The 17751-nt window shown below is 72.6% G+C and carries 16 protein-coding genes; 11 read left to right on the top strand and 5 right to left on the bottom strand.

All coding sequences use genetic code 11. The annotated features are described in order from the left end of the window. Nucleotides 1–117: 117 nt before the first annotated feature. The 6 genes from AB0L56_RS21515 (at nt 118) to AB0L56_RS21490 (ending at nt 5826) form a co-directional block, all read left to right on the top strand. Nucleotides 118–1386, top strand: coding sequence for a beta-ketoacyl-[acyl-carrier-protein] synthase family protein (locus AB0L56_RS21515; protein ID WP_365425399.1), 1269 nt, complete (start codon nt 118–120; stop codon nt 1384–1386). Continuing rightward, nucleotides 1383–2609: a ketosynthase chain-length factor gene (locus AB0L56_RS21510; protein ID WP_361028351.1), complete on the top strand. Its 1227-nt coding sequence runs from the start codon at nt 1383–1385 to the stop codon at nt 2607–2609. Before AB0L56_RS21515 ends, AB0L56_RS21510 begins: the two co-directional genes overlap by 4 nt. 64 nt (nt 2610–2673) lie before the next feature. Continuing rightward, on the top strand, nt 2674–2943 hold the full coding sequence (locus tag AB0L56_RS21505) for an acyl carrier protein (RefSeq protein ID WP_361028348.1): 270 nt from the start codon (nt 2674–2676) through the stop codon (nt 2941–2943). 30 nt (nt 2944–2973) lie between these two features. Then, on the top strand, nt 2974–3735 hold the full coding sequence (locus AB0L56_RS21500; protein WP_365425397.1) for an SDR family oxidoreductase: 762 nt from the start codon (nt 2974–2976) through the stop codon (nt 3733–3735). A gap of 3 nt (nt 3736–3738) precedes the next feature. Then, entirely contained in the window at nt 3739–5049 is a 1311-nt protein-coding gene (locus AB0L56_RS21495) for an FAD-dependent oxidoreductase (RefSeq protein ID WP_361028342.1), read from the top strand. 3 nt (nt 5050–5052) lie between these two features. Beyond that, nucleotides 5053–5826, top strand: coding sequence for a cyclase family protein (locus AB0L56_RS21490; RefSeq protein WP_361028339.1), 774 nt, complete (start codon nt 5053–5055; stop codon nt 5824–5826). 71 nt (nt 5827–5897) lie between these two features. Here AB0L56_RS21490 and AB0L56_RS21485 read toward each other — a convergent pair whose 3' ends face one another. From AB0L56_RS21485 to AB0L56_RS21470, 4 genes are read right to left on the bottom strand one after another with little or no spacing between them, the layout of a single operon-like run. Then, complete coding sequence (locus AB0L56_RS21485) at nt 5898–6641, bottom strand: SDR family oxidoreductase (RefSeq protein WP_365425395.1); 744 nt, start codon at nt 6639–6641, stop codon at nt 5898–5900. 2 nt (nt 6642–6643) lie between these two features. Beyond that, a complete protein-coding gene (locus AB0L56_RS21480) occupies nt 6644–7906 on the bottom strand; it encodes a class I SAM-dependent methyltransferase (RefSeq protein WP_365425393.1) in 1263 nt (420 codons plus the stop codon). Between the two features lie 29 nt (nt 7907–7935). Beyond that, nucleotides 7936–8931, bottom strand: a complete 996-nt coding sequence (locus AB0L56_RS21475; protein ID WP_365425391.1) for a Gfo/Idh/MocA family oxidoreductase — start codon at nt 8929–8931, stop codon at nt 7936–7938. Next, entirely contained in the window at nt 8928–10373 is a 1446-nt protein-coding gene (locus tag AB0L56_RS21470) for an NDP-hexose 2,3-dehydratase family protein (RefSeq protein WP_365425389.1), read from the bottom strand. The genes AB0L56_RS21475 and AB0L56_RS21470 overlap by 4 nt, the downstream gene beginning before the upstream one ends. A gap of 209 nt (nt 10374–10582) precedes the next feature. Here AB0L56_RS21470 and AB0L56_RS21465 point away from each other — a divergent pair, with 209 nt between their 5' ends. The 5 genes from AB0L56_RS21465 to mtmMI all read left to right on the top strand — a co-directional run bounded on the left by AB0L56_RS21465 (nt 10583) and on the right by mtmMI (nt 16452). Then, the gene (locus AB0L56_RS21465) at nt 10583–11524 is read left to right on the top strand and encodes an aldo/keto reductase (protein WP_361028324.1); all 942 of its coding nucleotides are present in this window, start codon (nt 10583–10585) and stop codon (nt 11522–11524) included. 299 nt (nt 11525–11823) lie between these two features. Further along, nucleotides 11824–13047 (top strand): mithramycin biosynthesis glycosyltransferase MtmGIV, encoded by a 1224-nt coding sequence (gene mtmGIV, locus AB0L56_RS21460; RefSeq protein ID WP_365425387.1) that lies wholly within the window; start codon nt 11824–11826, stop codon nt 13045–13047. Between the two features lie 66 nt (nt 13048–13113). Further along, nucleotides 13114–14304: a mithramycin biosynthesis glycosyltransferase MtmGIII gene (mtmGIII, locus tag AB0L56_RS21455; RefSeq protein WP_365425385.1), complete on the top strand. Its 1191-nt coding sequence runs from the start codon at nt 13114–13116 to the stop codon at nt 14302–14304. A gap of 12 nt (nt 14305–14316) precedes the next feature. Beyond that, the gene (locus AB0L56_RS21450) at nt 14317–15345 is read left to right on the top strand and encodes a class I SAM-dependent methyltransferase (protein ID WP_361028316.1); all 1029 of its coding nucleotides are present in this window, start codon (nt 14317–14319) and stop codon (nt 15343–15345) included. 69 nt (nt 15346–15414) lie between these two features. Then, a complete protein-coding gene (mtmMI, locus tag AB0L56_RS21445; RefSeq protein WP_365425383.1) occupies nt 15415–16452 on the top strand; it encodes a demethylpremithracinone o-methyltransferase in 1038 nt (345 codons plus the stop codon). A 149-nt stretch (nt 16453–16601) separates the two neighbouring features. Here mtmMI and mtmGII read toward each other — a convergent pair whose 3' ends face one another. After that, the gene (gene mtmGII / locus AB0L56_RS21440) at nt 16602–17741 is read right to left on the bottom strand and encodes a 3A-deolivosylpremithramycin B:dTDP-D-olivose D-olivosyltransferase MtmGII (protein ID WP_365425381.1); all 1140 of its coding nucleotides are present in this window, start codon (nt 17739–17741) and stop codon (nt 16602–16604) included. Nucleotides 17742–17751 lie beyond the last annotated feature (10 nt).

Here is a 17751-nt window from a genome sequence, read left to right as displayed (position 1 = left end):
GTGCGCTTCGAGCCGGGTTCGAGGGGGCTCGCGAAGCCTGCAAGACAGCACACAACGGCATGCCCCGACCAGCAGGAGAGGACCCATGACCACGGGGACAGTAGGCGGTGAGGGCCGATGAGCCGTCGCGTCGTCATCACCGGCATCGGGGTCGTGGCCCCGGGAGCGGTGGGCGTCGAGGCGTTCTGGGAGCAGCTCACCGCGGGCCGTACGGCCACCCGGAGAATCAGTCTCTTCGACGCCTCCGCGTTCCGCTCCCGGATCGCTGCCGAGGTGGACTTCGACGCGGCCCGGCACGGCATCGGCCCCGCCGAGGCCGAACGCCTGGACCGCGCCACCCAGTTCGCCCTCGTCAGTGCCCGCGAGGCCGTCGCCGACGCCGGCCTGGACGGCGGCATCGACCCGTCGCGCACCGGCGTGGCGCTCGGCAGCGCCGTCGGCTGCACGACGGGTCTGGACACCCAGTACAACGTCGTGAGCGATGGTGGCTCCAACTGGTACGTCGACCACAGCCGCGCCGTCGACCACCTCTTCGACTACTTCGTGCCCAGCTCCATGGCCGCCGAGGTTGCCTGGAGCACCGGTGCGCAGGGCCCCGTGGCGCTGATCTCCACGGGCTGCACCTCCGGTCTCGACTCCCTCGGTCATGCCGTCGCGCTGATCCGAGAGGGCAGTGCGGACGTAATGGTCGCCGGCGCGACCGAGGCACCGATCTCGCCGATCACCGTGGCCTGCTTCGACGCCATCAAGGCCACCTCGCCGCGCAACGACGACCCGGCCACCGCGTCCCGGCCGTTCGACCGCAGCCGCAACGGCTTCGTGCTCGGGGAGGGCAGTGCCGTACTCGTCCTGGAGAGCCTCGAACACGCCCGCCGCCGCGACGCCCACGTCTACGCCGAGATCTCGGGGTTCGCCAGCCGCTGCAACGCGTACCACATGACGGGGCTGCGGCCCGACGGCATCGAGATGGCGGAGGCGATCCGCACCGCTCTCGACGAGGCACGCCTGGACCCCACGGCCGTCGACTACGTCAACGCGCACGGCTCCGGCACGAAGCAGAACGACCGGCACGAGACCGCCGCCTTCAAGCGGAGTCTCAAAGACCACGCCTACCGGATCCCGGTGAGTTCCATCAAGTCGATGATCGGGCACTCGCTCGGTGCCATCGGCTCCCTGGAGGTGGCCGCCAGCGCGCTGGCCATCGAGCACGACACGGTGCCTCCGACGGCCAATCTGCACGACCGGGACCCGGCCTGCGACCTCGACTACACCCCGATCACCGCCCGTGAGCAGCGCACCGACACCGTCCTGAGCGTGGGCAGCGGATTCGGCGGCTTCCAGAGCGCCATGGTGCTGACGGCACCCGGACGCCGGGTGGCGGTATGAGCGCCGACACCTCGCAGGCGGTCATCACCGGCATCGGTGTTGCCGCGCCCAACGGGCTGTCCGTCAAGGCCTGGTGGGACGCCGTGCTGAGGGGCGAGAGCGGGATCCGCAGGCTCAGCCGCTTCGACCCCGGCCGCTATCCGGCACGGCTCGCCGGCGAGATCCGCGACTTCGTGGACACCGACCACATTCCGGGCCGGCTGCTGCCCCAGACCGACCGGGTGACCCGGCTCTCGCTCGCCGTGGCCCGGGAGGCCGTCGAGGACGCCGGCGTCGACCTGGAGCGGCTGCCCCGGTACGCGGCCGGGGTCAGCACCGCGAGCTCGGCGGGCGGGTTCGAGTTCGGGCAGCGGGAGCTGCAGGCTCTGTGGAGCAAGGGCGGGCAGTACGTCAGCGCGTACCAGTCGTTCGCCTGGTTCTACGCCGTCAACACCGGGCAGATCTCGATCGGCCACGACCTGCGCGGCCCCGGCGGCGTGCTGGTCACCGAGCAGGCCGGGGGGCTCGACGCGGTCGCCCAGGCCCGCCGCCTGCTGCGCCGGGGCAGCGAACTGATGGTCACCGGAGGCGTCGACTCCGCACTGTGCCCCTGGGGCTGGACCGCCCATCTGGCGGGCGGCCGGCTGTCCACCGGCGACGACCCGGCGCGTGCCTACCTGCCGTTCTCGGCGGACGCCGACGGGGAGGTAGTCGGTGAGGGAGGCGCCCTCCTGGTGCTGGAGCGGGCCGCCGCGGCCCGCGCCCGCGGCGCCCGCGTCCACGGTGTCTTCGCCGGGTACGCGGCCACCTTCGACCCGCCGCCCGGGCGGGGCGGCACCCCGCAGCTCGCACGGGCGGCCGAACTCGCCCTGGCCGACGCCGGGATGACCCCGGACCAGGTGGACGTCGTGTTCGCCGACGCCGCAGGCGAGCGCGCCGCCGACCGCGCCGAGGCCGATGCCCTGATCCGAGTGTTCGGCGCCCGTGGAGTGCCGGTCACCGCGCCGAAGACCATGACCGGGCGGCTCTCGGCCGGCGGCGCCTCCCTGGACCTGGCGGCCGCCCTGCTGGCACTGCGCGACCAGGTCGTACCGCCCACAGTGAACGTCACCGAACCCGCCGACGACTGTCCCGTCGACCTGGTCATCGGCCGCCCCCGGCCGCTGCCGCTGCGCGCCGCCCTCGTGCTGGCCAGGGGCCGCGGCGGATTCAACGCCGCGGCCGTCGTGCGGGCCGTGCCCTGACCGCCCCCCAACCGACCGTCCGGCAGCCGTCCACAGCCATCGAGACCCAGAGAGGGATCACCCCATGTCCCAGCAGATGCACCTGGAAGACCTCACCGCCGTGCTGCGCGAGTGCGCGGGCGAGAGCGAGAACGACGGACTGTCCACGGCCGCCCTCGACGTCTCCTTCGCCGACCTCGGCTACGACTCGGTCGCCGTCCTGGAGACCACGGCGCGCATCGAGCGCGATCACGGCGTCGCCCTCGACGAGGAGGCCGTGTTCGAGGCGGAGACCCTGGGGCAGTACCTCGCCCTGGTCAACGAGGCGCTCGCCGACGGCACCCGTGCGGCCTGAGCCGCCCGTCGACCACTGGGGAGCCGAACCGTGACCACGCACCACTCCACAGCCACGGCCCTGACCGGCCGCACCGCGCTGGTGACCGGCGCCACCCGGGGCGTGGGCTTCGCCATCGCCCGAAAACTTTGCGCCTGCGGCGCCGACGTCCTGCTCGACTACGCCGAGGACGAGGCGAACGCCGCGCGGGCCGTCGGGGCGCTGGCCGGCCTGCCGGGCCGGGCCGACGCCGTCCGGGCCGATGTCACCGTCGACTTCGACGCGCTGTGCGACGAGGCCGGGCGGCGCTTCGGCCACCTCGACGTCTTCGTCCACAACACCTCCTACTTCCGGCCCGCGCCCACCCTCGCCACCACACCGGAACAGGTGGACCGCTCCCTGGCCGTGGCGCTGCGTCCCCTGCTCACCGGGGCCTCCCGGCTGGCCGGGCTGATGGCGGGACGCTCGGGAAGGATCATCGCCTCCAGCACCGGTGCCCACCGGGTCGTGCCCCGGTACGCCGGGGCGGGCGTGGCCAAGGCCGCGCTGGAGTCCCTCGTGCGGTATCTCGCGGTGGAGCTGGCCGGACGCGGCATCGCCGTCAACGCGGTCGCCGCGGCCAAGGTCGACAAGGGGGACGGGACCGTTCCGGCCGAGGTCGCCAAGGCGATTACCGAGCGCACGCCCGGGGGCCGGCTCACCCGCCCCGAGGACGTCGCCGACGCCGTCAGCCTGCTGTGCACGGACGAGGCGGGCTGGCTGCAGGGCCAGGTCGTAACGGTCGACGGCGGCCTGGGTCTGGTGGCGGGCTGAGCGATGGACAAGACCACCGGCAGCACATCCACCGGCACGCCCGCCTCCGACGAGGAGCTGCACACCGACGTCTGCGTCGTCGGCGGCGGACCCGCGGGGCTCGCCCTCGCCTTGATGCTGCTGCGCTCGGGAGTGCGGGTCACCCTCCTGGAGAAGTCGGCACGGTTCGACCGTGCCTTCCGCGGCGAGATCCTTCAGCCCGGAGGCCAGCGCATCCTCGACGACCTGGGCGTCCTCGCCGCGGCGCGCGCCGCCGGGGCGTGCGAACTCAACGGCTTCCAGCTCGTCGACCGTGACCGCGTCCTGCTCGACATCGACTACCGGCGGCTGCCCGCCCCGTACCACCATCTGCTGGCGATGCCCCAGCGCCATCTACTCGACGCGCTCCTGGAGCGGTGCCGGGCACTGCCCGGCTTCCGCTTCCTCGACGGCCACCGGATCGGCGCCCTGGTGGAGGATGACGGCCGGATCACCGGCGCCGTCGCCCACGGCCCGGGCAGCCGGTGCACCTTGCGCGCCCGGGTCGTCGTGGGGGCCGACGGCCGGTTCTCCAAGACCCGTGCGCTGGCAGGGATCGGCGCGGGCCGGGTGGAGGCGTTCGGGCACGACGTGCTGTGGTTCAAGGTGCACGCGCCCGGCCGGCAGACCGGGTACGTCCGCATCCACCGCACCGCGGGCAACCCCGTACTGGTGCACGACTCCCACCCCGACCGGTTGCAGATCGGCTGGACCCTGCCGCACCGGAGCTGGCCGGAACTCGCCGCCCGGGGCATCGACGAGGTCCGGCGCGAACTGACCACGGCCCTGCCGCAGTTCGCGGACCTCATCGAGGACTCCGTGAGCGAACTGTCCGACCTCAGCCTGCTCGACGTCTACGCCGGGAAGGCCGACGCCTGGACGCGCGACGGCCTCGTGCTGATCGGCGACAGCGCCCACACACACAGCCCGCTGGGCGCCCAGGGCATCAACCTCGCCCTTCAGGACGCGGCCGTGCTCCATCCGGTGCTGGTGGCGGCGCTGCGGGACGGGTATGTGCACCAAGCGCGTCTTGCCTCGTACCTCGACGCCCGGATGCCCGCCGTGGACGTCGTCATGCGGATGCAGCAGATGCAGGCCAAAGGCATGTTCGGGACCGGCGGGCCGGTGGCCGACCGGCTGCGCTCGGGTGTCGCCCGGCTGATCCGGCACAGCCCGCTCGGTAGCAAGATCACCCACCGGGTGGCCTACGGGCATCCGGTGGCGGAGGTCCGTACCGATCTGTTCACCACAGGCCCGACCGCCCGTGCCGAGCGCACGGGCGGCCCGAAGGGATGACCCATGCGCATCGTCGACCTCTCCTCGCCCGTGGACGCCACGGCCTGGGAGCCCGACCCCGTCGTCCACGAGATCCTCACGCCGGCCGAGGGGGCCCGGCACATGAGCGAGGAGATGAAGGCCCACTTCAGCATCGACTTCGACCCGTCGGTGCTGCCGGAGGGCGAACTGTTGTCGCTGGACACGTTCACGCTCACCAGCCACACCGGGACCCATGTGGACGCCCCGTCCCACTACGGCTCGACGGCCGCGTACGGCACGCCGCGCCACATCCACGAGATGCCGCTGGACTGGTTCCACCGCCCGGCGCTCCGGCTCGACCTGCGCGACCAGCCGGTGGGCGCCATGGGAACCGAGGTCCTGGAGCGGGAGATCGCCCGGATCGGCCGCGCCCCCCGGCCGTACGACATCGTCCTGCTGAACACCGGCGCCTCCGCGCACCTGGGCACCGAGAAGTACTTCACCGACTTCACCGGACTCGACGGCGAGGCCACCGACTTCCTGCTCGACCTGGGAGTCAGGGTCATCGGCACCGATGCCTTCAGCCTCGACGCGCCCTTCGGCGATATGATCCGCCGCTACCGGGAGACCGGTGACCGCTCCGTCCTGTGGCCCGCGCACTTCGCCGGCCGCCGGCGTGAGTACTGCCAGATCGAGCGCCTGAACAACCTCGACGCCCTGCCCGGCGACTTCGGCTACACCGTCTCCTGCCTGCCGGTGAAGCTGGTCGGGTCCGGGGCGGGCTGGGCCCGCGCGGTGGCCCTGGTGGACGACTGACCGCGAGGCCGCGGACGTACGGCACCGGGCCCGGGCGCGCGCCCGGGCCCGGTGCCGTCGTACACGTCGGGTCAGCCCACGCTCAGGCCGCCGTCGACGCGCAGCACCGCACCGGTCAGATAGCCGGCCTCCGGGCGGGTCACCTGGGTGATCCACCAGGCGATCTCCTCCGGCCGGGCGGGGCGGCCCAGCGGGACGCGGGAGAAGTCGTCACGCTGCTGGGGCGGCTGGCCGGACCTGGCCCGGGCGAGGCCCGGTGTCAGCGTCGGCCCCGGAGCCACCGAGACGACCCTGATCCCGCGCGGCGCCAGCTCCACGGCCCAGGTGAGGGTGAGGAAGTCCAGGCCGACCTTGGTGCTGCCGTAGACCGAGTTGGCCGGCCAGCCGCGCGTCGGCGGGTTGGAGCTGATGTTCACCACCGTCGCGCCGGCCGGCATGTGCGGCACCGTGCTCTGGGTCAGGAACAACGGGCCCAGCAGGTTGGTGGCGACCTGCCGCTCGGCGCGCTCCCGATCGATCTTCCCGAGCCGTGCCCGCCACGGGACGGCGGCGTTGTTGACCAGGACGTCGATCCCGCCGGTGGCGTCCAGCGCCGCCGCCACGATCCGCTCGGGAGCGTCGCGATCGGCGAGGTCGGCGACGAACGCCCGGATGCGAGGCTGCCCCTCGGCGGTCTCCTCCAGATGCCCGGCGGTCCGCCCCACGACCAGCACGTGTGCGCCCTGGGCGGCGTACGCACGGGCGGTGGCCCGGCCGATGCCGGAACCACCGCCGGTGACGACGACGCTCAGGGCGCGTTCCGTCGTTCGTGCCACGGTCACGCCCCGGGCGGGACGATCGACGGCCGCGGGTTGGGCAGGATGAACCGTCCGCCGTCCGCCAGGAACGGTCCCTCCTTGGCGAGGATCTCCTCGCCGTAGTTCCAGGCCAGCAGCAGGTAGTAGTCGATGTCCTGGGTCTTCGCGTACTCGGGGCTGCGGACCGGGATGTGCGTGCCGGGCAGCACCAAGCCCTGCTTGAACTCGGTGGTGTCGCAGCAGAATTCCAGGTCGTCCACGGTGAGCCCGCAGACGTTCAGCAGGGTGTTGCCCTTCGCGGGCGCCCCGTACCCGGCGATCCGCTTGCCCTCGGCCCGCAGTGAGCGGACAATCGAGGTGAGTTCGGCGGTGATCTCCGCGACGTGCCCGGCGAATCGCTCGTAGGTGGCGTCCTCGTACAGGCCGCGCTCCTTCTCCAGCGCGATCAGCTCCTCCACGACGGGCGCCGTCGACCGGGTGCCCTCGTCCAGCCCGACGAACACCAGGATGGATCCGCCGTGCACCGCGAGGCGTTCGACGTCCACCACACGCAGCCCGTGCCGCTGGAAGAGGGCGACCAGGGAGCCGACGCCGATGTAGGACAGGTGCTCGTGGTAGATGGTGTCGAACTCGTTGCGCTCCAGCATATCCACCAGGTACGGCACCTCGATGGCGAACAGGCTGTCCGGGCCCAGCAGATCGCGCACGCCCTCGGCGACCGCGGACACGTCGTCGATGTGCGCGAAGACATGCCGGCCGAGGATCAGCTGGGGAGTGCCGTGGGTCTTCTTCACCAGGGCGGCGGTGTCGACCGAGAAGAACTCCGGCAGCGTCTCGATGCCCCGCTCGTTGGCCACCGCGGCGATGTTGCGGGCCGGGTCGATGCCGAGCGTGCGCATCCCGGCGTTCTGGAACGCCTTCAGCTGGGAGCCGGTGTTGCTGCCGATCTCCAGGACGAATCTGCCCTCGGGGATGCCGAAGCGCTCGACACACACCGCGACGACATGCCCCATGTGCTTCTTGATGGTCTCCGAGTCGGAGGTGGTGTAGGGGTACGTGCGGTAGAGGACTTCGGGGTCCACGACGTGTGTCAGGCTCATCAGCCGGCAGGAGCGGCAGGAGATGACGGCCAGCGGGTAGCGCGGTTCGTCGTCGTAGGACTCGGCGGGTTCGAGGAAGCTGTCCGCCAGGGGGACGGAGCCGAAGTCCACGACCTCCTGCCAGTCCTGCGCTCCGCACATCCGGCAGGTGGTCACTGCCCGCGCGGTGCCAGGGATGTCCATGTGGTCGACCTTTCTCTTCGTGGTTCGGGTCACAGAGGGAGGCGCCGCGCGGTGGCGGCGATCCGCTCCACCAGGCGCGCCTGCTGGGCGAGGTCGTGGGCCGGGCCGGTGACGTCCCGGCCGCGGACGGCGGCGGCGAACCGCCGGAAGAGCGTGGTGAACTGCTGGCCGGGCACCAGCCGGCGCTCCTCCACCCGTCCGTCGCGCTCCAGCGTGAGCGTCGGCGCGAAGTCGTCCGGGGCGCTGTAGGCACGGGTCAGACTGATCCGTCCGGCCGAGCCCCACAGGGTGTAGCCGCAGCGGTAGGAGTGGACGAAGCCGAAGCCCAGGTGGGCGCTGATCCCGGTCGGGCCGGTCAGCAGCGCCGCACCGGCGACGTCCACTCCGCGGCCGGGGTCCTCGCGCAGCGAGGCGCCGGTCACCTCCAGCTCGTCGCCCAGGAACAGCCGGGCCGCCCGGATCGGGTACACGCCCGCGTCCAGCAGCGCACCGCCGCCCAGGTCCGGCTGGTAGCGGATGTCGGTGTCCGGCAGCGGAGGGAAGGCGAACTCGGCCGTCAGCGACCGCAGTTCCCCGATGGCGCCCTCGGCCAGCAGTGAACGGGCCGCCTGCTGCTGGGTGTGGTGGACGAAACCGAAGTTCTCCATCACGACCAGGCCGCGCTCACGGGCCGCACGGGTCAGGCGGCCGGCCTCCGCGGCCGTGACCGCCGCCGGTTTCTCCACCAGGACGTGCAGTCCGGCTTCGAGCGCCCGGCCGGCCCAGGGGGCGTGCAGCGCGGCGGGCAGCGGTATGTACACCGCGTCGAGGTCGTCCCTGGCGAGCAGTTCCTCGTACCCGGCGACCGGTTCGCCGCCGAATTCACCGGCGAAGAGCTTCGCCCTGGCGGGGTCCCGGCTGGCGACCGCGGTGAGGGTGATCTCCGTGAGGCGGGCGAGCGAGGGCAGGGCGCGGCGCCGGGCGAAGCCGGCGCAGCCCAGCAGGCCCAGGCGGAGCGGGGCACGGTCCTCGGGCACGGCGCTCACCACACGGACTGCAGACAGGCGATGAGGCTGCGGGCCTGGATGTTGCAGTAGTTGCTGTGCTGGAGCAGGGTGACCACCTGCGCCACCGTCATCCAGCGGTAGTCGTCGGGTACAACGGGGTCCTCGTCCGTCTCGACCACCAGGTAGCGGCTCAGCGCCCGGTAGAAACGGCCGCCCTCCTCGGACTGTACGGCGTCGTAGAGGATCTGCTCCGGCCGGGCCGCGAGCACCTGGTCCAGGAACCTGGGCCGCTGCTCGGGTGGTAGATGGGCATGGTCGTCGGGGACGCACTCGACGGTCGGGGCCAGCTCGATGAGATCGACGTAGCCCGGTTCCGGGTGGGCGCGTGCCAGGACGTGGAGGACGCCGTCGATCCGCTTGGCCAGGAACGCCACCACCCCGGTGCCGCGCGGGCTGAGCAGCGGCTGGGTCCATCCCTTGACCTCGCGGTTGCCGGCCTCCACGGACACGGCGACGATTGCGAAGTGCCGTCCACTGGTGTGGCGTATCTCGTCCGCGTCGCGCACCCAGCCGTCCACGGCGGTCAGCGGCACGAGCTGCGCGGCGACCTCGCTACGCGCCCTGAGCCCGTTGAACCAGCGCAGCAGCTCGGGCAGGGTGTGCGCGGCGGGGGCCTGCGCGGACAGGGAGGCGGTCAGGGCGGCCGCGGCTGCCCCGCGGGAACCGTCGGCCGCCACCCCTGCGCCGGCACCGTCCGGCGGGGCGACGGGGAGGCAGGCCAGGACCGTCCGGGTGTCCATGTTGACCAGGTCCGGGACGCCGAGCAGCCGGCGGACCTGACCGAGGGTCAGCCAGCGGTAGTCCTCGTGCTCGGGCACGTCGCCGACGGCCTCGACGACGAGATTGCGGTTGCGTTTGCGGAAGAACCAGGAACCATGCTCGGACTGGAGCACGTCGACCAGCGGCCGGCCCTTGCCGGGGTCCGTGAAGTACTCCAGGTACCGCACGGCGCTGCCCTCGTGCACGCCCGTGTAGTTGCTGCGGGTGGCCTGCACCGTGGGCGACAGCTGGAGCCCCTCGCCGTTGCCGGGCTCGGCCTTCGCCTGCATCAGGCAGTGCAGGACACCGTCGAACTCCTTGACCAGGATGCCGAGGAACCCCACTTCCGGCTGGTGCATGATCGGCTGGGACCAGGAGACGGGATCCGGACCCTCTGAGCGCGCCCGCAGCCCTTCGATGGTGAAGAAGCGGCCGCTGTCGTGCGCCAGATTCCCGGTGACCGGGTGGAAGCCCCAGCGCTGGAGCTCGGCGAAGGAGATGCGCCTCACATCCATCCGGATGGCCTTGCGGCGCTCCTCGAACCAGTTGTGGACATCACCCAGGGACAGCTGTCCGCTGTCGGCCGCCGCCGATTCGGCGATGCGCCTGAGATCCGGCGCGTCGAGGCTGTCCGGGGGGACCGCTGGGTGCTTTCTGCTCATGATCGCTTGAGTCATGGATGTCTCTCCCATCGCAGGCGTCGGCAGCGCGCTGCGGGCCACCGTCGGCACCCGGGCTGGAGGCGCGCTCGAGGCCCGGTCGGTCCGGCCCGGGCGGACGGCGGTTCCGTCAGGGCTCGAGCCGCCTTCGATCCGGGCGGCCGAGCGTGGTCGCCGTGGATTTCCGAAGCCTTGGCCGAAGTGGCCTTTCAGTGAGCGAGATCGTGTACGGCAACCTGCTGTACCCGCAGGACGACACCCCCGACGAGGTGGTGCTCTCCTCGATCAGAGCGGCTCTCGACGCCGGGGTGACGACCTTCGACACCGCGGACGTCTACGGCATGTTCCGCTCCGAGAACCTGCTGGGCCGGGCACTGGCCGGGACGCCCCGCGAAGAGCTGGTGCTGTGCACCAAGGTGGGGATGCCGACCGGGCTCGGGCCCAACGGTCGGGGGCTGTCCAGGAAACACGTCATGGAGTCCGTCGACGGCTCGCTGCGCCGTCTGCGCGTCGACCACATCGACGTCTACACCGCGCACCGCTACGACCCGGCGACTCCGCTGGAGGAGCTGATGTGGACCTTCTCCGACCTGGTACGGGCCGGCAAGATCCTCTATGTCGGCATGTCGGAATGGCCCGTGGAGCGGATCGCCGAGGCGGCCGGGATCGGCGCGCGGCTCGGCGTGCCGGTGATCTGTCACATGCCCCGCTACTCGATGCTGTGGCGGGCACCGGAGGCCGAGGTGATCCCCGCCTGCCATGACCTGGGCATCGGCCAGATCTGCTACTTCACCCTGGAACAGGGCGTGCTGACGGGCAAGTACGCACCGGACTCCCCGCCGCCGGCCGGATCCCGGGCCACGGTACCCAAGGGTGGCCGGGCCCCGTTGATGCGGCGCTGGCTGGATGACGACAAGGTCCTCGGGCGAGTCGAGCGGCTGCGCCCGCTCGCCGAGGAAGCCGGGCTGACCACGGCGCAGCTTGCCCTCGCGTGGGTGCTCCAGAATCCCGGCGTCAGCGGGGCCGTCATCGGCTCGTCCAACGCCGAACAGGTCCTGGCCAACGCCAAGTCGGCCGGTGTCCGCCTGGAGACGGACCTGCTGGCGAGGATCGACGAGGTCCTGGGCGACTCCGTCGTACACGACGAGGAGTAGCCCCCCCGGGGGGTGGGTGCGATGCCGTTCGTTTCGGAGGGCGCTGCCGTCCGTTCCGGTTCGGAGGCGGAGGCGGGTGCATCCGCGCCCGCCCGGCCCACGGGTCGGCCCGGCCCGTCCGGCTCGCCGGCACGCCTGGCACGGGGGACGGGCACCGAGTCGCAAGTGCCTGACCGTACGCCGACCGCCGTACGCCGCGCCGACCCGTCCCCTCTCATTTTTCCCTGACCGCCCCGCCGTCCCGTCCCTCCTGACAGGTCCGCCCCTACTTCCGACGCTCCCGGAGAGGTCCGCTACGGATGCGCATTCTGTTCACCACGTTCCCCTGGCACTCCCATCACTTCCCGATGGTCCCGCTGGAGTCGGCGGCGCTGGCCGCCGGGCATGAGGTGCGGGTCGCGAGTGCGCCCGCGCTGATGCCGATCGTGACCGCGTCCGGCCTGCCCGGGATACCGGTCGGCCAGGACGTGGACCTCGCCTCCCTGTCCAACGACCGCAGCCGGGCGGCCTGGCACGTCCAGGGCCGCTGGCCCGACGACTGGCCCCGCCACCCGGAACTCCTCGACGACGAGCAGTTCGCGCTGATCGAGAACCTGGGACGGATGCAGACGGTCATGGCCTCGGCCATGCTCGACGACCTGCTGAGCTTCGGCCGGTACTGGCGGCCCGACCTGGTGGTGCACGACGCCGTCACCCTCGCCGGCCCGGTGGTCGCCGCCGCGCTGGGCGTGCCCAACGTCAGCCACCTGTGGGGCACTCCCGGACTCCAGCGCATCGAGCTGCGCCGTATGGGCTGCGAACCGCTGCCGGAGTACGCCCGGCTGTACGAGCGGGCAGGGGCGACGGTGCGGACCGAGCCCAGTGCCTGGATCGACCCCAGTGCCCCCGGCATCCGCTACCCGGCCGGGCCGACCTGCCGTCAGATGCGGTACGTCCCCTACAACGGCCCGGGCCTGCTGCCGGACTGGCTGCGCCGGGAGCCATCCGGCAGCCGGGTCTGCGTCACGTGGGGTGCCACCTCCATGGCCCTGCGCGGCGGCACCGTCGTCGAACTCGTACGCCAGTGCGTGGAAGCCGCCGCCGAGGTGGCCGACGAGGTCGTCGTCGCGGTGACCGAGCAGACCGCGCGGGCACTGGAGCACACGCCGCTGTCGGACCACGCGCGCGTCGCAGTCGGATTGCCGCTGCACCTGCTGATGCCGTCCTGCGACCTCGTGGTCCACCACGGTGGCGCCGGCACCAGCATGACCGCCGCGGCCGCGGGCGTACGGCAGTTGCTGATCACCACCCGGCCCGAGCCCACGGTCAACGGCACCCGGCTGGCCGCGTCGGGCGCCGCCCGGCACCTGATGACCACGGACGTCCCCGCCGCCCGGGAGGGAGTGCTCCTGCTGCGCGCCGAGATGGACCGCCTCCTGTCGGATCCCGCACACGGCGCCGCCGCACGGCGGCTGGCCGACGGCATCCGCACCCAGCCCGCACCGGCCGACGTGGTGGCGGAGCTGGCGAATCTCGCCCGGTAGGGACGCCTGGAAGGGACGAATCTCGCCCGGCGGGGACGACTCCCGCCCGACAGGAGGAGCAAGACCATGCGCGTTCTGGTGACCACGTCCCCGTGGCCCACTCACTACTTCGTCGTCCAGCCGCTGGCCGCCGCGTTCCGCGCGGCGGGCCACGAAGTCCTCGTGGCGGCCCAGCCGTCCATGGCGGACCTGGTCACCCGGTCCGGCCTGCCCATGGCCGCCGTCGGCAGCGACATCGACATGGTGGACATCCGCCGCAAGACGCTGTCCCAGGAACTGGACGCCCGTCAGAAGCCGGGGGAACCTGCCCAGGCCGACGACGGCGGCCAGGTCTTCGACACCTGGCAGCAGGCCGCCCTCGCCAACCTCGACCCGGTCATGGACCTCGCCCGGACCTGGAAACCGGACCTGGTGCTCGCCGACACCATGTGCCCGCCGGGCCTCGTCGCCGCGCAGGAACTCGGCGTGCCGGGGATCCGCCACCTGTGGGGCTGGGACTTCTACGGCTCGGCCGGCAGCGAGCGGATCCTCGCCGAACTCCCGGGCTTCTACGACGTGTACCGCGCCCGCGGACTGGACGTCCAGGGCGATCCCGCACTGCGCACCGTGGACCCCTGCCCGCCGAGCCTACAGCCGCCCGCCTCGCCCGCCCGGCTCCAGGTGCAGTACCTGCCGTACAACGGTGCGGGCCGCGCCCCCGGACCGGAGCTGCGCCGCACGGACAAGTCCACGCCGCGGGTGTGCCTCACCTGGGGAAGGTCGATCACCCGGATCATGGGCGAGCGGGCCTTCCTGCTGCCGCGGGTCGTCCGGGCGCTCGACGGCCTGGACATCGAGATCGTGGTCGCCGCCGACGCCGTCACCCACGAGCAGCTCGGCGAACTCCCCGACAACGTCCGCGTCCTCGACTCGCCGCCCCTGCACCTGCTGCTCGACGACTGCGACACCATCGTCCACCAGGGCGGCTCGGGCACCGTGCTCAACGCGATCCGGGCCGGCCTCGGCCAGCTGGCCATCTCGCACATGGCCGACCAGGACAACATCTCCGCCGCGCTCGCCGAGTCGGGCGCCGGCATCCATCTGCGCGGCGAGCAGGCCGCCGAGGAGGCCATCCGCGCCGCGGTGACCAGGCTCCTCGAGGACCCGGACATCCGCACGTCGGCGGACCGGCTGCGCGCCGAGATGCTCTCCCAGCCCACTCCCGCCCAGGTGGCCGCCGGACTCGCCGAGCTGGCCACCTCCCACGCCCACCACTGAGGAAGAGGGACCGTGACCCAGACCACCGTTTCCACGATCGATGAGTTCACTCTGCTCAACATGGCCCAGGCGGTGCGCCGAGCCGGAGTGCTGTGCGCCGGGATGGACCTCGCCGTCTTCGACACAATGGCGGACGGCCCGGCCGACGCCGAGACCATCGCCGCCCGGCTGGATGTGCCGGTTCGGGGCGCGCGGGTCCTGCTGCGGGCGCTCGCCGCGATCGACCTCCTGAAGACGGACGGCGAGCGTTTCTGGCTGGCTCCTGGAGTCGACCGGGTCCTGGTCCGGTCCAGCCCCGGGTGGTTCGGCGACATCCTCCGGCACGCGGTCAGCCGTTACGAGTGGGATGCCCTGGGCCGCCTCTCCGACGCGGTCCGGCGAGGCGGAACAGTGCTGGACACCAATGCCGAGACCCCCGACTACCCGTTCTGGGCGGACCTGGCCCGCACCCCCACCCCGCACACCCCCCTGGTCGCCGATCTGCTGGCCGACACCCTGGAGCCGTGGGCGGCGGGCCGCGAGCGCCTGGACGTCCTGGACGTGGCCTGCGGACACGGGCTGTACGGCTACACGGTGGCCCGGCGCTGTCCGCAGGCCCGGGTCCGCTCCGTCGACTGGCCGGGCGTCCTGGAGCACTCCCGGGGCCACGCGGAGCGCCTGGGCGTGCTCGACCGGGTCGAACTGACCCCCGGCGACATGTTCGATGTGCCGCTGGGAGGCCCGTACGACCTGTCTCTCATCACCAATGTGCTGCACCACTTCTCCGCCGAGCGCGCGGGCGAGATGCTGCGACGCCTGGCGGAGGTGACTCGGCCGGGCGGGCGGATCGGCATCGTCGCGGTCACCGCGGACGGCCGTGACCCGGCGTCCGACCCGGTGCCCCACCTGTTCGCCGCGCTGATGCTGGCCTGGACCCACGAAGGCGAGTCGCACGCGCTGGAGACCTACCGGGACCTGCTGACGGCCAACGGCTTCGGGGAGCCCCGGCTGCACGAGGTGGGCGGGGTACCGCTGCGCCTGCTGCTCGCCGAGCGGCTCTGAACCGCCGCCCGCTTCCGACTCTCGGCTCCCGTATCCCTCACCGTCCCTCCTTCGATCGAAAGGCACGCGATGACGAACACCCCTGCCGTCGCCCCCTCGCCGACCGACGCCCGCGAGATCCTCCAGCTAAATGTCGCCTACACCCGGGCCCGGGTGCTGCACGCCGCCATTGAGGTGGGCCTCTTCGAGTACCTCTCCGAGAGGCCGTGCACCGAGGCGGAGATCCGCGAGCACGGCCGGCTGCACTCCCACCTCGTGCGCGACTGGCTGGACGCACTGGTCGGGCTGGGCCTGCTGACCGCCGACGGCGGAACGTACGCCAACACGCCCCGCGCGGAGCACTTCCTGGTCCCGGGCCGCCCGCACTACATCGGCGGCGCCGTGCTGCAGCACGGCCGGGTCCACTACGAGCTGTGGAACCGCTTCGCCGACGCCCTGCGCGACGGCAAGGCCACCTCGGGCAAGGAGATCACCGCGGGCGCGGTGGTGGAGGAGCAGCCGGACCTGGATCGGGCCCGCCGGTTCCTCGACCACATGGACACCTTCAACCAGTTCGTGGTCGCGGAGCTTAGCAAGGCCCTGGACTGGAGCCGCTGGAAGACATTCGTGGACGTCGGCGGGGCCCGCGGCAACGTCGCGGCGCAACTGGTGCTGGACCACCCGAACCTGAAGGGCTCGGTCTTCGACGTGCCCGGCGTGGAGCCGCTGTTCGACGAGCACATGGCAGCCCGCGGCACCACGGGCCGAGTCGACTTCGTGGGCGGAGACTTCTTCACCGACCCGCTGCCCGCCGCGGACGTGATCCTCTTCGGGCACGTCCTGCACGACCACCCGGAGGAAAGCCGCAAGCGGCTGCTGGGCCAGGCGTTCGGCGCCCTGCCCCCTGGCGGCGCACTGCTGGTCTACGACGCGATGCTCGACGACCGCTCCGAGGCGGGGGCCTATCTGCAGAGCCTGGTGTGCTCCGTCATCCTCGACGGCGGATCGGAGTACCGGGTGCGCGACATCACGGCCTGGGCCGAGGAGGCCGGCTTCACGGTGGAGCAGGTCATCCCGCTGGACACCATGACGCACGACCGGCTCTTCATGGCCCGCAAGCCCGGCTGACGCGGGACCGGGCCCGCACACGGGTGCGCCGCCGTCCCGGTCACCGGGACGGCGGCGCACCCGTTTCCGTCGCACGGCGGCGGGCGGCCCCGGACCGAACACCGGCTACCGCATCCGCCCCGGACGGAACTCCCCCTACCGCACCGGGCTCAGCCGTACGCGGCGGTGAGCCCCGTCGCGACTTCGGCGGGCGTGGGGCGGTCGGCCTGTTCCGCGGCGACCTCGGCAGCGCGGGCCCGCCAGGACGGGTCGGTGAGCAGCGCCCGGCAGGCCGCCTCGACGCGGTCGGCGTCGAGGTCGAGAGCGGGCAGGGCGATGCCCAGCCCGGCCGCCTCGATGCGCCGCGCGTTGTCCGGGGCGTCGGCGATCGGCACGGTCAGCACCACCTGGGGCACCCCCGCGGTCGTCGCGGCCATCGTCATGCCGGAGGACCCGTAGTGGACCAGGACGGCACAGCGCGGCATCAGGTGGTCCACCGGCTGCCAGCCCACGGACAGCACACCGGGCGGGGCGGGCGGCAGCCCTTGTGCACCGGCCGGGTCGATGGCCACCACCACCTCCACGCCGAGCGCGGGCAGGGTGTGTGTCAGCCGGCTGATCAGGCCCCGCATCCGGTCCGGTGCCAGGGACGGCAGCACACTGCCGAAGGTCAGGCACACCAGCGGGAGCTTCCTGGTCTCGTCCAGCCAGCCGGGCAGCTCGGCGGGGCCGGTCACCGGGATGTAGCGCATGCGGTCGCCGGCCGTGCCGGGGTGCTGGAGGCTGGGCGAGCAGGTGTCGAGGACGCGGGCCGGCCGGGGCAGCCCGGCGAGCCCGTACGCGTGAAGTTCGGGTTCGAGTTCCTCCTCGGCGGCCAGCGCGAACTCGTGGTTGGGACAAATGCCCCAGCCGTGCTCGATCCGGGGGATGCCGAGGCGCGCGGCTGCCAGCGGCCCCGCGAACTCCACGGGGTCGGTGACGATCAGGTCCGGCCGCCAGCGCCGGGCGAGCGCGACCGTCTCCGCCAGGTGCCGGGCGCCCAGCCGCCCCCAGCCGTGGCCGCTGCGCCAGACCCGGTCCGCCTCGGCGGTGTGGGGCACCGGGCGGCCGGCCCGGTCCCGGGCCATCACGTCCCGCAGCGCCACGGGCGACAGCGGTGCCACGGGCAGCCCGCGCTCCAGGACCTTCGGCGCGAAGTCCTCGTCCGTGGCCACCAGGACCTCGTGCCCCTCGGCGCGCAGCGCCCAGGACAGCGGCAGCAGGGGGTTGAAGTGGCCGAGCAGGGGGGTGGAACAGACCAGTACGCGCATGTCAGTCAAT

This window comes from Streptomyces sp. NPDC052079, from assembly GCF_040680275.1.
Lineage (GTDB): Bacteria > Actinomycetota > Actinomycetes > Streptomycetales > Streptomycetaceae > Streptomyces.
The sequence above is the reverse complement of the archived record's forward strand: the minus strand, read 5'-3'. Positions and strand labels throughout refer to the sequence as shown.

Coding starts and splice junctions, on each gene's coding strand:
- AB0L56_RS21515 (WP_365425399.1), top strand. CDS start 118: ATGAGCCGTCGCGTCGTCATCACCGGCATCGGGGTCGTGGCCCCGGGA.
- AB0L56_RS21510 (WP_361028351.1), top strand. CDS start 1,383: ATGAGCGCCGACACCTCGCAGGCGGTCATCACCGGCATCGGTGTTGCC.
- AB0L56_RS21505 (WP_361028348.1), top strand. CDS start 2,674: ATGTCCCAGCAGATGCACCTGGAAGACCTCACCGCCGTGCTGCGCGAG.
- AB0L56_RS21495 (WP_361028342.1), top strand. CDS start 3,739: ATGGACAAGACCACCGGCAGCACATCCACCGGCACGCCCGCCTCCGAC.
- AB0L56_RS21490 (WP_361028339.1), top strand. CDS start 5,053: ATGCGCATCGTCGACCTCTCCTCGCCCGTGGACGCCACGGCCTGGGAG.
- AB0L56_RS21480 (WP_365425393.1), bottom strand. CDS start 7,906: ATGGACATCCCTGGCACCGCGCGGGCAGTGACCACCTGCCGGATGTGC.
- AB0L56_RS21470 (WP_365425389.1), bottom strand. CDS start 10,373: ATGAGCAGAAAGCACCCAGCGGTCCCCCCGGACAGCCTCGACGCGCCG.
- mtmGIV (WP_365425387.1), top strand. CDS start 11,824: ATGCGCATTCTGTTCACCACGTTCCCCTGGCACTCCCATCACTTCCCG.
- mtmGIII (WP_365425385.1), top strand. CDS start 13,114: ATGCGCGTTCTGGTGACCACGTCCCCGTGGCCCACTCACTACTTCGTC.
- mtmMI (WP_365425383.1), top strand. CDS start 15,415: ATGACGAACACCCCTGCCGTCGCCCCCTCGCCGACCGACGCCCGCGAG.
- mtmGII (WP_365425381.1), bottom strand. CDS start 17,741: ATGCGCGTACTGGTCTGTTCCACCCCCCTGCTCGGCCACTTCAACCCC.